Origin of the sequence: Acinetobacter wanghuae, assembly GCF_009557235.1 — a bacterium.
Classification (GTDB): Bacteria; Pseudomonadota; Gammaproteobacteria; order Pseudomonadales; family Moraxellaceae; genus Acinetobacter; species Acinetobacter wanghuae.
This window is the reverse complement of sequence record NZ_CP045650.1, coordinates 2,417,510-2,432,251: the sequence shown is the minus strand read 5'-3', so window position 1 is coordinate 2,432,251 and position 14,742 is coordinate 2,417,510. Positions and strand designations below refer to the sequence as shown.

16 protein-coding genes are annotated in these 14,742 nt (G+C 40.4%); 8 read left to right on the top strand and 8 right to left on the bottom strand.

The window, feature by feature from the left end:
• Positions 1-8: 8 nt before the first annotated feature.
• Positions 9-743 carry a tRNA (guanosine(37)-N1)-methyltransferase TrmD gene (gene trmD, locus GFH30_RS11645; protein WP_153372796.1) on the top strand — a complete coding sequence of 245 codons (735 nt, stop codon included), beginning with the start codon at positions 9-11 and terminating at the stop codon, positions 741-743.
• Positions 744-931: 188 nt separating this feature from the next.
• Positions 932-1,309, top strand: a complete 378-nt coding sequence (gene rplS / locus GFH30_RS11640) for a 50S ribosomal protein L19 (protein WP_153372795.1) — start codon at positions 932-934, stop codon at positions 1,307-1,309.
• A gap of 71 nt (positions 1,310-1,380) precedes the next feature.
• On the opposite strand, the gene GFH30_RS11635 is transcribed toward rplS, so the two are convergent.
• The 4 genes from GFH30_RS11635 to GFH30_RS11620 all read right to left on the bottom strand — a co-directional run bounded on the left by GFH30_RS11635 (position 1,381) and on the right by GFH30_RS11620 (position 5,961).
• Positions 1,381-2,349 (bottom strand): esterase/lipase family protein, encoded by a 969-nt coding sequence (locus GFH30_RS11635; protein WP_153372794.1) that lies wholly within the window; start codon positions 2,347-2,349, stop codon positions 1,381-1,383.
• A gap of 132 nt (positions 2,350-2,481) precedes the next feature.
• Positions 2,482-3,444: an esterase/lipase family protein gene (locus GFH30_RS11630; RefSeq protein WP_319923561.1), complete on the bottom strand. Its 963-nt coding sequence runs from the start codon at positions 3,442-3,444 to the stop codon at positions 2,482-2,484.
• A gap of 87 nt (positions 3,445-3,531) precedes the next feature.
• Positions 3,532-4,542 (bottom strand): esterase/lipase family protein, encoded by a 1,011-nt coding sequence (locus GFH30_RS11625; RefSeq protein ID WP_153372792.1) that lies wholly within the window; start codon positions 4,540-4,542, stop codon positions 3,532-3,534.
• Positions 4,543-4,932: 390 nt separating this feature from the next.
• Positions 4,933-5,961: a lipase secretion chaperone gene (locus GFH30_RS11620; RefSeq protein ID WP_153372790.1), complete on the bottom strand. Its 1,029-nt coding sequence runs from the start codon at positions 5,959-5,961 to the stop codon at positions 4,933-4,935.
• A gap of 156 nt (positions 5,962-6,117) precedes the next feature.
• On the opposite strand from GFH30_RS11620, the gene truB reads away from it, so the two are divergent.
• The 3 genes from truB to GFH30_RS11605 all read left to right on the top strand — a co-directional run bounded on the left by truB (position 6,118) and on the right by GFH30_RS11605 (position 8,393).
• Positions 6,118-7,023, top strand: coding sequence for a tRNA pseudouridine(55) synthase TruB (truB, locus tag GFH30_RS11615; RefSeq protein ID WP_153372788.1), 906 nt, complete (start codon positions 6,118-6,120; stop codon positions 7,021-7,023).
• Between the two features lie 11 nt (positions 7,024-7,034).
• Positions 7,035-7,796, top strand: coding sequence for a sulfite exporter TauE/SafE family protein (locus tag GFH30_RS11610; RefSeq protein WP_153372786.1), 762 nt, complete (start codon positions 7,035-7,037; stop codon positions 7,794-7,796).
• A gap of 135 nt (positions 7,797-7,931) precedes the next feature.
• Positions 7,932-8,393 carry a hemerythrin domain-containing protein gene (locus GFH30_RS11605; RefSeq protein WP_153372784.1) on the top strand — a complete coding sequence of 154 codons (462 nt, stop codon included), beginning with the start codon at positions 7,932-7,934 and terminating at the stop codon, positions 8,391-8,393.
• 49 nt (positions 8,394-8,442) lie between these two features.
• On the opposite strand, the gene GFH30_RS11600 is transcribed toward GFH30_RS11605, so the two are convergent.
• The 3 genes from GFH30_RS11600 to serA all read right to left on the bottom strand — a co-directional run bounded on the left by GFH30_RS11600 (position 8,443) and on the right by serA (position 11,633).
• Entirely contained in the window at positions 8,443-9,309 is an 867-nt protein-coding gene (locus GFH30_RS11600; protein WP_153372782.1) for an EamA family transporter, read from the bottom strand.
• Positions 9,310-9,419: 110 nt separating this feature from the next.
• The gene (locus GFH30_RS11595; RefSeq protein ID WP_153372780.1) at positions 9,420-10,307 is read right to left on the bottom strand and encodes an EamA family transporter; all 888 of its coding nucleotides are present in this window, start codon (positions 10,305-10,307) and stop codon (positions 9,420-9,422) included.
• Between the two features lie 93 nt (positions 10,308-10,400).
• Positions 10,401-11,633: a phosphoglycerate dehydrogenase gene (gene serA / locus GFH30_RS11590; protein WP_153372778.1), complete on the bottom strand. Its 1,233-nt coding sequence runs from the start codon at positions 11,631-11,633 to the stop codon at positions 10,401-10,403.
• A 353-nt stretch (positions 11,634-11,986) separates the two neighbouring features.
• Between serA and GFH30_RS11585 the strand changes: the two genes are divergently transcribed.
• The 3 genes from GFH30_RS11585 to GFH30_RS11575 all read left to right on the top strand — a co-directional run bounded on the left by GFH30_RS11585 (position 11,987) and on the right by GFH30_RS11575 (position 14,320).
• Positions 11,987-13,396, top strand: a complete 1,410-nt coding sequence (locus GFH30_RS11585; RefSeq protein ID WP_153372776.1) for an FAD-binding oxidoreductase — start codon at positions 11,987-11,989, stop codon at positions 13,394-13,396.
• A gap of 140 nt (positions 13,397-13,536) precedes the next feature.
• The gene (locus tag GFH30_RS11580; RefSeq protein WP_171501052.1) at positions 13,537-13,914 is read left to right on the top strand and encodes a hypothetical protein; all 378 of its coding nucleotides are present in this window, start codon (positions 13,537-13,539) and stop codon (positions 13,912-13,914) included.
• A gap of 79 nt (positions 13,915-13,993) precedes the next feature.
• Positions 13,994-14,320, top strand: coding sequence for an AbiH family protein (locus tag GFH30_RS11575; RefSeq protein ID WP_153372774.1), 327 nt, complete (start codon positions 13,994-13,996; stop codon positions 14,318-14,320).
• Here the strand turns inward: GFH30_RS11575 and GFH30_RS11570 are convergent.
• On the bottom strand, positions 14,317-14,685 hold the full coding sequence (locus GFH30_RS11570) for an IS1 family transposase (RefSeq protein ID WP_171501085.1): 369 nt from the start codon (positions 14,683-14,685) through the stop codon (positions 14,317-14,319). The genes GFH30_RS11575 and GFH30_RS11570 overlap by 4 nt on opposite strands.
• Positions 14,686-14,742 lie beyond the last annotated feature (57 nt).

Below are 14,742 nucleotides of genomic sequence, written 5' to 3'. Positions count from 1 at the left end.
AGTCTGCGATGTTTTTTGCAGTCATTACGCTTTTTCCTGAAATGTTTGAAGCGATTACAAGTTTTGGTATTAGCGGACGCGCAGCAAAACGTGAATTGATGCAAGTCACTTGCATCAATCCTCGCGATTTTGCACAAGGGAATTACAAACGTGTGGATGAACGTCCAGTCGGTGGTGGTCCCGGTATGGTGATGATGGCGGAGCCTTTGGCACAAGCAATTCATCATGCCAAAGAGCTTGCTCGTGAAGCAGGTGCGGTTCGTGTTCCTGTGGTGTATATGTCACCACAAGGAAAAACCCTAAATGAACCTGCGGTACAAGAATTTGTCAAATATGATGGACTCATTGTGCTGTGCGGACGTTATGAAGGGGTCGATGAACGTTTGATCCAAAAATATGTTGATCAGGAATGGTCCATAGGTGATTACGTACTTTCTGGCGGTGAACTGCCTGCGATGGTTTTATTGGACAGTATCATTCGGAGACTTCCGGGTGCGATGTCGGATGAACAATCCCATGTGCAAGACTCATTTGTGGATGGTCTATTAGATTGCCCGCAATATACTAAGCCAGATCATTTTGAAGGTTTGGATGTGCCTGAGATTTTAAAATCAGGGCATCATGCAAATATTGAAAAATGGCGGTTTTTGCAGCGCTATCAACGCACACTTGAACGTCGACCTGAATTGGTTGAACAAGTTGAGTTGACTAAGCAGCAGAAAAAATGGCTGAAAGATTTGTAAGGCATTGCTGCGTAATCAGTTCTGTCTTCGAACACTGTACTTAAATTAAATTTAAGTATTTATTAATAGGCTCTTTATGCATTGAAGCGGTCAACCATAAAGGGAAAGCTAATTGGGTATAAGCGTGTTAGCCTCTGTACCCAGCGATGATTAGACCTCTTCTAACTCGCATATTTTGGAGATACCCCATGAGCGGTAAGCATCCTTTAGTTCAAGTAATTGAAAACGCACAGTTAAAAACTGATCTACCAGCTTTTGCACCTGGTGATACAGTTGTTGTTCAAGTTAAAGTTAAAGAGGGCGACCGTGAGCGTCTTCAGGCTTTTGAAGGCGTTGTAATCGCAATCAAAAACCGTGGCTTGAACTCTGCGTTCACAGTACGTAAAATTTCTAACGGTATTGGTGTTGAGCGTGTATTCCAAACTCACTCTCCAATCGTTGCTAAAATCGAAGTGAAACGTCGTGGTGATGTTCGTCGTGCTAAACTTTACTACCTACGCGAATTGTCTGGTAAAGCTGCACGTATTCGTGAAAAATTACCAGCTCGTAAAGTTAAAGCTTCTTAAGTTTAGGCTAAAGTTAAGTTTTATCTTGAGTTAAAAAATGCGCCCTTGGGCGCATTTTTTATATGTAAAGTTTATAAACCTTGTAGTTTTAAACGATTGGCATGTTGACGGTAAACATCGACTGGGTCAGGTGCAAAGACATTTTTTAAGCCCAACACCATATTCACTTCGTCCAAGTGATTCCAATTGTAGTTATCACGAATCGTTTTACCAAAACGTGCGCTACATTGAGATACAAGACCATCGTTATTTTTACCTTTATCGATGAGCAGACTGGTCACTTTCAGTGCTGAATCTGGGTCTAGAATATTGGTCACAGTTCCTGTACCCGTGAAAGTATAATTATAAATACCGCCATCAACCGCTTTACCTTCATCACATGCAGTGGTTGGCATACCTAATGGGAATTTTTGGTTAAAAGCAGCAGATCCAGCAAGCGTTAAACTTTTACCACCTGCCAAGGCATCATGTGGGAAGCTTTTTGGATCGAGTCCTTGTGCCCAAGTAATGGCTTTAGAGACAAAGTTCACCGTACCGACCAATGGGTTTTCAATAATAGTACCTTCTGCCGCCAAAATTAAATCGGCAACAGGTGAGCCTTTATGCGGTGCTCCGATACCTGTAAGTGATGCGACATATTGCGGTGCAACACCCGCAACATAACGAATGGTTGGACCACCGTGTGAATGGCCAATCAGGTTGACTTTTTTAGCGCCAGTAATTGCAGTAATTTCTTGAACTTGTTGCAGCAGTTGTTCACCACGAACTTCAGATGAGTTAAATGGGGATACACGGGTTGCCCACACGTTAGCACCATTACGTGCCAAATCTGGCAAAATTTGATACCAATAATCCATACCAAATTGATCTGTGCCAATGCGAATAAAACCCGCCATACCATGTGAAAATACAATGGGATACTTGGTTTTTGCATATTGAGAACTGGCTTTGGCGGTCACTTGACTGGCTTGTGTAGATGCCTGTGAGCTCATACATGCGGTGGCAAGTATAAGACCGAGACTTAACATTCCGTATTTCATTGGTAATTCCTCTTGTTGTTTTAAAATGGCTTTCCGAGCCATTCATTGAGTTTAAATGGTGTTTCTTTTTTAATTGAGTAAATGTTTTTGTCGTTGTGTAATCATCAGTAAAGGCGTAAGTAATCTAATGATTTAAAGTCCTTGTAGCTTTAAACGATTGGCATGTTGTCGGTACAGTCCAATCGGGTCTTGTGCAAAGGGCGATAAAATGCCAAAAAATTGATTCACTTCATCAAAGTGATTGTGGTGATAGTCTTGACGAATAATCTGTCCATAACGACCACTGCACAAGGGAAGAGCACCATCATTGGCTTCACCTTTCAGGAAAGTTCCTCCTAAGCTGACGACAGTACTTTCAATCACATCGAGTGGATTGGTCGCTTGTCGATTCCCCATCCATGAATAATGATAAATACCATTGCTTGTACGCTTTTGACCTTGCGATTGGCAATCTTTAGGAATGGCATTCGAGCCATATTTGGCATTAAAAGCAAGCATGTGTTCCGGATTCATTGCATCTAAGGCATCTTGAATTTCGACGGAGTAACGATTCGCTGTCACGAGATTCATGGCATAGCCGAGTACTGTGCCAAAAGCGTGAATAAAGGGTTCAATCAAAGGCGTTTTAGCGGCATTGACAAAGACAGGTGTGCCTTTCATTGCACCTGCAATTGCAGTTAAGGATGCTGCTTTTTGTGGTGCAATAGCTTCAATATATTGAATGGTAGGACCACCTTGACTGTGTCCAATTAAATTGACTTTGCTCTTGCCTGTGAGTGCTAAAACTTCATCAATTTGTTGTAAGAGCTGTTCACCGCGAATCTCATTTGAACCGACAGCAGAAAGCTCGGCAGAGAAGACGCGTGCGCCATTTCGACTTAAATCCTGTGGAATTTGATACCAATAATCTAAGCCGACACGGTCTGTACCGATTCGGTTAAACCCCAAACCAAAACCGTGAACAAATACAATCGGGTATTGGGTTTTAGCATAATTTGAAACAACAAAATTGCTTTTATAGCTCTGTAAGGCTGAGGCATGTGTGAGCGAGCTAAAGACTAAAGTAAATAGACTGAGTCCAATTGTTTTTTTCATTTTCATGAAGGATCCATTCTTTGTAGATGTTGTGGATTGTTTTTATAAAAAGCCTTAATCCTATATAGAATGAAGGCTGTATGTGACTTATAAACCTTGTAGTTTTAAGCGGTTAGCGTGTTGACGATACATTGCAACAGGATCAGGCGAGAACAGCCCCGTTAGACCGAACATCATATTGGCAAGATCAGTGTGATTTAGCTTGTAATTGTCATTAATGACTTTACCCATATAGGCACTGCAACGAGAGACCATGCCATCATTATCTTTATTGTTATAAGATAATGGACCAAGCTGCATCAAAATTGTATCGATATCGAGTACATTGGTCGCTTGAGCCACACCAGTCCATGAATAGTAGTAAATGCCTTTACTGTCTTTAGGCTTTAAGTTTTTATTACAGTTTTCTGTTGCTGCCAACACGCCATCTTTTACTGCTGCTTGAGCCACTGTTGCGTTAAATGATTTCGAGCCTGTTTGGGTTAAAGATTTCATTGAGGCATCAAAATTAATTTCGAGTTCAGGCTTCAACTGTCCTAATGCGATCAGTGGACCAATAATGTAATCCCCTAAAATATTAAAAGCTGTGCGGGTCAAACGATTGTTTTGAATATCATCTGCGACTTTAGAACCATGATAGGTGCCTGCCACACCTGTAATTGAAGCAATGAGATGAGGTTTCGTTTGTGCAACGTACAACACCGTTGGCCCACCATGTGAGTGTCCAATTAAATTGAGTTTTGGCTTGCCAGTAATGGCCAAGACATCTTCCACTTGTTGAATCAGTTGTTCACCACGATGGGCAGTAGTATTTGCAGGAGATAACTGAGCAGCAAAAACTGTTGAACCATTACGTGCCATATCGGGCAAAATTTGATACCAGTAATCGAGACCAATCGTGTTTGTACCAATGCGTTGCCAACCAAGCCAACCGTGTACCATCAAAATCGGATACTTGGTTTTAGCATAGTCAGATTTCGCTTTTTCAACGACTTGAGTTGCACTTGCGGCAGCCTGAGTTTGGGTGCTTAAGCCCATGACAGCACTTGCTGCAACACTGAGTGTTAGCATTTTTGCAGCTTTTGTAAAATAAATCATAATTGGTCCTTTGTATTATTTTAAATGTGATGATCTATCACTGTTTTAATTTTGGGTCACAAGCAGTAGCTGCATTGCTTAGGTTTGGATCTAAACCATTATTATTTTCAACGCACTATTTTTTCATGTCTCTTAATAAAAACTATGTCATTTTAGGACATGGGCTGTCAGTGGTCGGTTAATTCAGATTTAGCATTTTTGAAAATTTTATTTTGTATTTATATCTTTGAATTTATTTGCTATTTTATTTTTTTTGGTAATAACTAGTAACGTTTTTTCTTGTAAAAGGGTATTAAAGTCCATAATTCAATGCATTGCTCATCATAAAGATAACAACATAAAAAACCGCAGTCTAATTAGGCTGCGGTTGGAAAGTGAAATCAAAATCACTTAGTCTGCGAAAGGTAATTTTCCGCCTTTATCATGAACTTGTTCAAAGGTTTCAATTCTTAATTGATCTTCCGCTTTGTTAAAGTGTTTATTGCGCAAGTCTTGAATGGCTTGCTGTTTAGATGAATCACTCATGCCACTTTTCATAATATTTTCACGTTCAGACAGGTAATGATTCACATTGTTTTTCCATTGCGAACGTTCGCCGTCTAAGTTTTCTAAGCGTTGGGTGGCTTCTGGTCCGACTAAATTCATACGCATCTGGCGAATTTCGTCGCTTGAACCACCGCGCGCTTTAATATCTGCAGTCAGTTTACGCAAATCATCCAATTTATTAATTTGCTCTAAGTTTTCTTGCCAGTCCTTCGGTAGACCTTCAAACAATGCTTTAAGCTTGTCCGCCTTTTGGGCTTCAGTCAGATTATTATCATTCAATACTGCCATCCGATCGAGGGTGTATTCGTGATAGGTATCTTCCGTGCCGAATAGACCTTCAATTTCATAATGAGAAAAGAATTTTTTTCTTAAGTTTTGGGTGCTGTTATAGATGCTGCGGTAATAAGCAGGATCTTCTTGATCTAAACCTGTCGGTGGAGTGATTTCTCCCATCGACTGACGATATTGCAGGTAACGATCCCATAAATCTAAAATTTGCGAAAGTGCAGGTTCTTTATGATTTTGGGTAATATACGTTTTAAAGTCTTGTTTAATTTGCTCTAAACTTTTTTCACCAAATTGAGTGATGAAATATTCAAAACAATTACGGGTTTGTTCATTGACCACGAGACGATTAGACGAGTCCAATACCATCTGACAGTTAATTTCGGTATCTTGCTGGCTTGGGCTTGGAAATAAACCATTCGCAGGACCATTTACATTTAATGCTTGTTGCTGTGCGAGACTTTGTTCGCTCGACTGAGAATCAGTGCTTGACTCAGTTGCATCTTTTTGTGGAGCCAACCACATCAGTAAGCCAATAATGCACAGTATCGCAAGTGCTACGATGATCCATATTTTGTACTTTTGCATATCCTATGCACCTAATTTTAATTCTAAATAATAATTTGTTTAATTTATAATCGGCTCAATATGCCATAAATTAAAAGCAATGACATAGAAAAGTTGTAAATAATTGGTCAGGGTTTTACCATTGCGCCAATTAAAGAACTTGTCTGATTTTTTGCCATGAAAGCATCATCTCCTAAAATTCAGCGTCGTCATATTAGCGGTGTGTTTCTATTGAATAAACCTTTGGGCATCAGTTCCAACGGTGCACTACAAAAAGTACGCTGGCTGTATCGTGCGCAAAAAGCAGGGCATACCGGCGCGCTTGATCCTTTAGCATCAGGTTTGCTGCCGATTTGTTTGGGTGAAGCCACTAAGTTTTCACATTACTTGCTAGATTCAGTCAAACGTTATCAAACCACGGTTTTTTTAGGGCATAGTACGACTACAGGTGATGTGGAAGGGGATATTTTGCTTGAACAAGCAGTGCCTGAATTGTCCGAACAGCTGATTCAAGAGACATTAACCACGTTTGTGGGTGAAATTCAGCAAGTTCCTCCGATGTATTCAGCGCTTAAAAAAGAAGGTCGTCCTTTATATGAGCTTGCACGTCAGGGAATTGAAATTGAACGTGAAGCGCGTCCAATCACCATTTTGGCGATTGAGCTTTTATCCTTTACTGAAAATAGCATTACGCTTGATATTACCTGTTCAAAAGGGACATATATTCGCGTTTTAGGCGAAGATATTGCCAAAGCACTCGGTACTTACGGGCATTTAACGTATTTACACCGTACGAAAACAGGTCTGTTTGATCTCATTCCAACCTATACCATCGAATATCTTGAAAGTCTGACTGAACAAGAGCGTGAAGCTTTGTTATTGCCTGCACACGCACCCGTACAACATTTGCCACAAATCCAAGTTCCCGAAGGGCGTGGCGAATATTTTAGCCGCGGGATGGAAAGTAATATTGAACATGCAGCAGAGCCACAGGTGTTAGTTTTTGATGGTGAAAAATGTTTAGGTTTGGCTGAGATTACCGATAAAAAACGCCTTGTGCCAAAACGTGTTCTAAACCTCTAGGTTGTAAATCCATGGACATTGAGATCATCATCAGTTTAATTGTCTTCGCCTTTATGGCAGGGGCAATTGACGCTGCTGTGGGCGGTGGTGGTCTGATTCAAATTCCTGCCATTATCGGCAGTTTGCCGCATTTGGCGCCAGCGACCGTATTTGGTACCAATAAATTGGCATCTATTTTTGGTACAGCGTCAGCAGCATTTTCCTATTTAAAACAAGTGAAATTGCCGTGGCTTCTGCTCGGTATTATTGCGCTATGCAGCTTTGTCAGTTCTTTTATTGGCGCGGCAAGTGTAACCCTCATTCCAGTCGAGGTTTTTAAGCCATTTATTTTAATCATGCTGATTGTGATCGCGATCTATACCTTCACCAAAAAACAATTTGGTCGGGTACATGTAGAACAAAAGCTAAATCGAAAAATGCTGGTCATGGCGGCTATTGGTAGTCTTGCGATTGGTTTTTATGACGGGATCTTTGGACCGGGTACGGGCAGTTTCTTTATCTTCTTTTTTATTCGCTATTTAAGCGTCGACTTTTTACATGCCTCGGCACTCTCTAAAATTGGTAACTTTACCACCAACCTTGCAGCACTCAGTTTCTTTGTCCCGACTGGGCATGTCTTATTTCAAATTGGCGGCATGATGGCGCTTGCCAATATTTGTGGTGCGCTGTTAGGGGTACGTCTTGCTTTAAAATACGGCAGCGGCTTTATCCGAATATTATTCTTGATTTTAGTCAGTTTGCTCATTTGCCGTATGGCTTATCAACTCTTCTAAAACTGCATTGTTGATGTAAAGCATTCTCATTATTAAACTTTTTCATACAAATTAGTGTAGTAACTCTGCCTGAATTTTACTTGTATCTGTTTTAAGCTAAAGGCTAATTTAAAATAACAAAGGATAAACGAATACATGACCACAATATTTGAAGCTTTACGAGAAAGTCATGACATACAGCGGGAACTCGCAGAAAAATTAGTCCAAACCTCAGGAGATACTCCTGAACGTCGTGAATTGTTTGATTTACTCAAAAATGAGTTATTTGCCCATGCGGTGGCAGAAGATCGCTATTTCTATATTCCTCTTATGATGACCGATTCGGGTCTGAATATTAGTCGTCATGCTTTGGCCGAACATCACGAAATGGATGAACTTTTAGAGCAATTGACTGAAACAGAATTTAGTAATCCGGGCTGGCTTGCGATTGCAAAAAAACTGTCAGAAACGGTGCATCATCATTTAGAAGAAGAGGAACATGGCTTTTTCCAACAGGCGGGTAAAATTTTGGAAGATAAGCAAAAAGAAACCTTGGCAAAAAAATATAATACCGAATACAAAAAATATAAAAAGATCGATAAAGACAGTTTAGTCTAAACATTTGATTCAAAAAAAGATGGCAAATGCCATCTTTTTTTATTGGTGTTTATGCGATTTTTTGACGTGCGGCACGAATGGTCACTCCGACCGATGCCAACATAATACAGCCGAGTGCAATCCACTGAATAGATGTAATTTTTTCACCCAATAAGAAGAAGGCAGTGAATGCCGCCAATGCTGGTGATAAACTCGATAGAGTGCCGTAACTTGCTTTAGTCAATTGTTTTAATGCTTTTAAATCCAATGCATAGGGAATTGCAGTGGCTAAAATCGCAATCACAAGTGCTTTACCCCAATATTGGGTATCAATGACTTGGGCTGCATTTTGATATAAACCAATCGGCAATAAACATAATGCCGAAATACTAATGGCAATGGTCAGCGCATGCATGCCGATATTTTGCTGAACCACGCGTTGTCCAAAATAAATATAAAAAGCCCAACACAATCCAGCACCTAAGGCACATGCTGCACCGATTAAATCAAATTGATGATGCAGTGCTTGTCCCCATGGCACCATCAGGATAATCCCAGAGATTGCCAAAAATACCCACATATAATCGCTACGATGCTTAATTGACAGGAGTGCCAAACCCAAAGGACCAACAAACTCTAAACCGACTGCAATACCTTGCGGTAATTTACCTAAAGACATATAGAAGAGAATATTCATTAGTCCGAGCGCGGCGCTATAACACAATAAATCTTTCCATTTTAAATACGGCAGTCGCGAAATGATTTTCCAAGAACGAAACATAACGCAGACAATAATCGCTGCAAAACACAGCCTTAAAATAGTCACTGTGACAGGGTCAAGCACTGTAAACAATTGCTTCGCAAAGGATGCACTAATTTGATATGAGGTCATGGACAAGACCATGTACAACACAGCGAGAAGTTGAGCATTTGGCATGGGAGAGCAACACCTGAGAATCAGGTGTATAAGAGCAATGGGAATGCTTAAATTATAGCAAATTGGTTAAATTTCGATGAGTGTTTTTATCCAGTTTCATCATCTAAGCATTAACAGATGGCGCTCTTTTTCTGAGTTTTTCTTTTTTGCATCGTCACCGTACAGCCAATAGACGCGCTAATGATGGTGGCAAGTGCAAGCCACTGTGTCCACAATAAATGTTCACCCAAAAACACAAAGCCAGACAAGGCAGCAATGGCAGGTTCTAAGCTCATGAGTGTGCCAAAACTTAAAGCACTTAAATTACGGAGTGCAATCATCTCTAAAGTAAAGGGTAAGGCACTCGCAAGAATGGCTAAACCAAGGAAATACATCAGGCTGATGGGTTCAAATGTTGTTGCAGGCATTCCACTGAAGAGTGCAATGGGCATCAAAATGCACATACCAACAAACATACCTAAGCACACCGTGTGATTGCCTGACACACCTGATGGTTTTTGACCAGCAATAATATAGAGTGCCCAACAGCTTCCGGCACCTAAAGCCAATAAAATCCCAATCGGGTCAAGCGCTTGAGCAGTTTGATCGAATGGAAACAGTAAAACTAAACCAAGAATGGCAAGTCCAACCCAAATAAAATCAAACTTTTGTCGTGCATGAAAGAGTGCAACAGAAAGCGGTCCAATAAATTCAAAAGAGACAGCGATGCCTAAAGGAATGCGATCAATAGCGAAATAAAACAGCAGATTCATCCCCGCGAGTGCCACGCCGTAGCTCATAATCGCTTTCCACTTCACTTGCTTGAAATGGACGTGCCAAATTTTAAAAATCAGCGCCAAAACCAAAGCACCCAACAGTAAACGCATTGCGGAGACGGTCACAATTGGAAACTGATCAAACAGCATTTTGGCAAAGGAACCGCTGCTTTGCATACTGATCATGGCGATGAGTAAAATCAGTGGTGCTTGTACAGCAGGCGCAATTTTAAAATAAGACATAAATCATCAAAGACAGGGAAGGGAAATGTGCAAAAGGACATCTTCAAAATAAAAAACCACAGCCGAAGCTGTGGTCTTTGATTCACATTTGAATTAGAACAATACGCGTGAACGGATTGTGCCTTCAAGGTTGTGAAGTGTATCTAATGCTTCTTGAGAACCCGCAGCATCGACATCCATCACAAGGTAACCGACATCACCTTTGGTCATTAAAGACTGACCAGAAATGTTGATGCCTTGTTCAGAGAACAAGTTAATGATTTTTGCAAGAACACCGGGTACGTTTTTGTGAATGTGCAGTAAACGGTGTTTACCTTCAGTCAACGGAAGTGCGATTTCTGGGAAGTTCACTGCAGATAAAGTCATACCTTTATCAGAGTAAGCGACAAATTTCTCGCCCACTTCTAAACCGATGTTGGCTTGCGCTTCGATGGTTGAACCACCGACATGCGGTGTCAAAATCACGTTTGGAATGTTACGAAGTGGAGATACGAATTCTTCACCGTTCGCTTTAGGCTCTTTCGGGAATACGTCAACCGCAGCACCTGCAATGTGACCTGATTTCAACGCATCTGCCAAATCTTCAATCACAACACATGTACCACGTGCAGCGTTAATGAAGATTGCACCTTCTTTCATTTGTGCAAATTTTTCTTTGGTCATGAAGTTACGTGTAGACGGAACATCAGGCACGTGTAGAGAAACCACATCTGCATTAGCAAGAAGTTCATCTAGGCTACCGACTTGGCGCGCATTACCTAAAGGTAGTTTTGTCACTGTGTCAAAGTAGATCACTTTCATACCTAAGCTTTCAGCAAGTACAGAAAGTTGTGAACCGATTGAGCCGTAACCCACGATACCTAAAGTTTTACCACGTGTTTCATACGAACCTACCGCAGATTTGTTCCAACCGCCTGCATGTGTATCTGTTGATTTTTCAGGGACACGGCGAAGAAGAAGAATCGCTTCAGCAAGTACAAGTTCAGCAACTGAACGAGTATTTGAGTAAGGTGCGTTAAAGACTGGAATACCGCGACGCATTGCTGCATCTAAGTTCACTTGGTTTGTTCCGATACAGAAGCAACCGACTGCAATCAATTTGTTTGCAGCTTCGAAGACTTCTTCAGTTAACTGAGTACGTGAACGAATACCAATGAAATGCGCATCTTTAATCGCTTCTTTCAGCGCTTCACCCTCAAGCGCAGTTTTACGATAGTCGATGTTGGTATATCCAGCAGCATTTAATGTATCGATGGCATTTTGATGAACGCCTTCTAACAATAAGAAACGGATTTTATCTTTAGGTAGAGATAGATGTTGGCTCATTACGGCTCCGCTACAAAGGCCAAATTTAGTGGCGGTATAATAGCACAGGAAAAGGGCGGTTTTACATTTCCTTAATCGCGGCAATATCAGCTATTTTTGCAAGTGATATTGGTGAAAATGATATTTTTGGTTGAATTAAACTATCATTTTCAAAGGTATATTATGAAAAATGGCATTTTTTCAAGGAAACCCCAAAAAATAGCTTATAATATGCCGCCATGCTTTGAAGCCGTGTGTTTTGCTGCTTTAATCGGCATGTTTCGTCTAATATATACACAGATTTTAATGCCTAAAAACTGTGCAATCGAACAGATGAAGTCTCTCTTGTTTAAATCATGCTAGGTCTGCAAACGATGAATGCTCCAGTCGCTTTAACCCCTGAGTTATTGACCCAATTGACTGCAATTGTGGGTGAAAACCGTATTAAAACTGATACGGATAGTCTCCAAAATTGGGGTCGCGATCATACTAAACACTTTGATCCAAACCCATCGGTCATCGTTTTTCCATCCACGACTAAGCAAGTTCAAGCCATTGTAAAGCTTGCCAATCAGTTTAATGTGGCAGTGACACCATCGGGTGGTCGTACCGGTTTGTCAGCAGGTGCTGTGGCTGCCAATGGTGAAATCGTGGTGAGCATGGACAAGATGAACCAAATCTTGGACTTCTACCCAGCAGACCGTATGGTGCGTGTGCAAGCAGGCGTAGTGACTGAACAATTGCAAAATTATGCTGAAGAACAAGGCATGTATTATCCAGTTGACTTCGCATCTGCGGGTTCAAGTCAGATTGGCGGTAACATCGGTACCAATGCCGGCGGGATTAAAGTCATTAAATATGGCATGACCCGTAACTGGATTTTGGGTTTAACCGTTGTGACTGGTAAAGGTGATATCCTGCGTTTGAATAAAGGCATGATTAAAAACGCAACAGGTTATGCATTACAACATTTGTTCATTGGCGGTGAAGGCACACTCGGACTCGTCACTGAAGCAGAAATTAAGCTTGAGCGTCAACCGCAAGATCTTCAAGTGATGGTACTCGGTGTACCTGATTTTGATGCGATTATGCCATTACTACATGCATTCCAAGCCAAAATTGATTTAACTGCATTTGAGTTCTTTGGTGAACTTGCGATGCAAAAAGTATTGGCAAATGGTCACGTTCAACGTCCATTTGAAACCGAATGTCCATTTTATGTATTGCTTGAGTTTGAAGCGCCGTTTGAACCAATTATGGACAAGGCGATGGAAATCTTTGAGCATTGTATGGAACAAGGCTGGGTGCTTGATGGCGTCATGAGCCAAAGCCTAGATCAATTGCATAACTTATGGCGTTTACGTGAAGATATTTCTGAGTCAATTGCGCCATTTACACCCTACAAAAATGACATTTCAGTGTTGATCACACACGTACCTGCATTTATTAAAGAAATTGATGCAATCGTAAATGACAACTACCCTGACTTTGAAATTTGCTGGTTCGGTCATATTGGTGACGGTAACTTGCACTTAAATATTTTAAAACCTGAAAACTTAAGCAAAGATGAATTCTTTGATAAGTGTCAGCACGTGAACAAATACGTCTTTGAAACTGTGAAAAAATACGATGGTTCAATTTCGGCAGAACACGGTGTGGGTATGACCAAAAAGCCATATTTGGATTACACACGTTCAGCGGAAGAAATTGAATATATGAAGGCATTGAAACACGTATTTGACCCGCAAGGCATTATGAACCCAGGTAAATTATTCGATCTATAAGCGAATAAAGTTCTGAAAAAAAGCGCATCGAAAGGTGCGCTTTTTTACATCTCTATAACTGTATTTACATAGTCTAAATAGAGTTGCGTGGTGAACGTGGGCATCATACCTACTAATAATAAAGAGACATTGGAAGCATCATGAAAATTAAATTATTTGCTCTGTTCGGGATCATGACGGGCTTGGGTTTAACTGGGTGTCAAACCACTCAAGATGTGATTTCTAAAGTTCATACACCTGCAACGCCGATTGAACAGGTTTTAAAACAGCGTTCTGACCTTTTAAATGAACTCGCAACCGTCGAAGTTCGTCAGTATTTTAACCGAGTAGAAAACCCAACTTCGGCAGAAGTGAAGGTGACTGAAACAGGCTTGATGGATGATTCGGTAAATACCATTCGAACCGTCTATAACTTTAAGCTTGAAGGACGTACATGGGTGCAAGTAGCGAAAAAAGAAGAATATAAGTGTGCTCGTGGGAAAAATACCAAAACCTTCCAAACAGCGAAATGCTCATAATATTGTTTGATTTTTAAGCCAAAAGTCTTTAAAAGCGTATCTATATGATGCGCTTTTTGCTTTTGGGGCTATAAGAAAAATGAATATTCTAATTGTGGGGAATGGTTTTGATTTGTCGCATTATTTGCCGACAAAGTATGATCATTTTATGGATGTGATGAAAGCAATCGAAGAGTCAAAAAGCGACTTAATGAATTTTGATGAGTTGTTTTCAAAGTGTCGTGAAGATTGGTTTATAGTTAAAACAAAAGAATATTACTTAACAGAAAATATTATTTTAGAGAAAGAACAACTTTATGAAATTAGAGCTTTGTTAAAAGAGAATTGTTGGTATCACTATTTTCAAAAACATGTACAAGATATTCAAACATGGATTGATTTTGAAAAAAAAATTGGTAGTGTCTAAATGTGACGTGTTAACCACCTATCTTTCATGTCTTGATTGTATTTTAATAAAAATAGATGCAAGACAGCTTCATGATTTTCTTTCTTCTTCGAAAAGCTTAAAGTTTTCCGTGTAAAACGCCCTAAGCGATTTCTTAATGTGGCATTGAAACGCTCAACATGGTTGGTTAAACCTGTATGTTTACCTACAGAGCGATGGGTATCAGGATCAAATACCTCAGCATAACTTGACCAATAATCACTACAGGTTGCTAAATTAAAGTAGCTTGTGGGAATACGGCAACGTAAATCTGTACACGTTTTATCATTACGCTGACCACACACATAAGCCACTACTTGGCGTGTACGATGGCAGAGTGCATCCAAGTCCAAACCTTATGGCGACGGGCTTTTACGAAACTCCATAACTCATCAAGCTCAAGG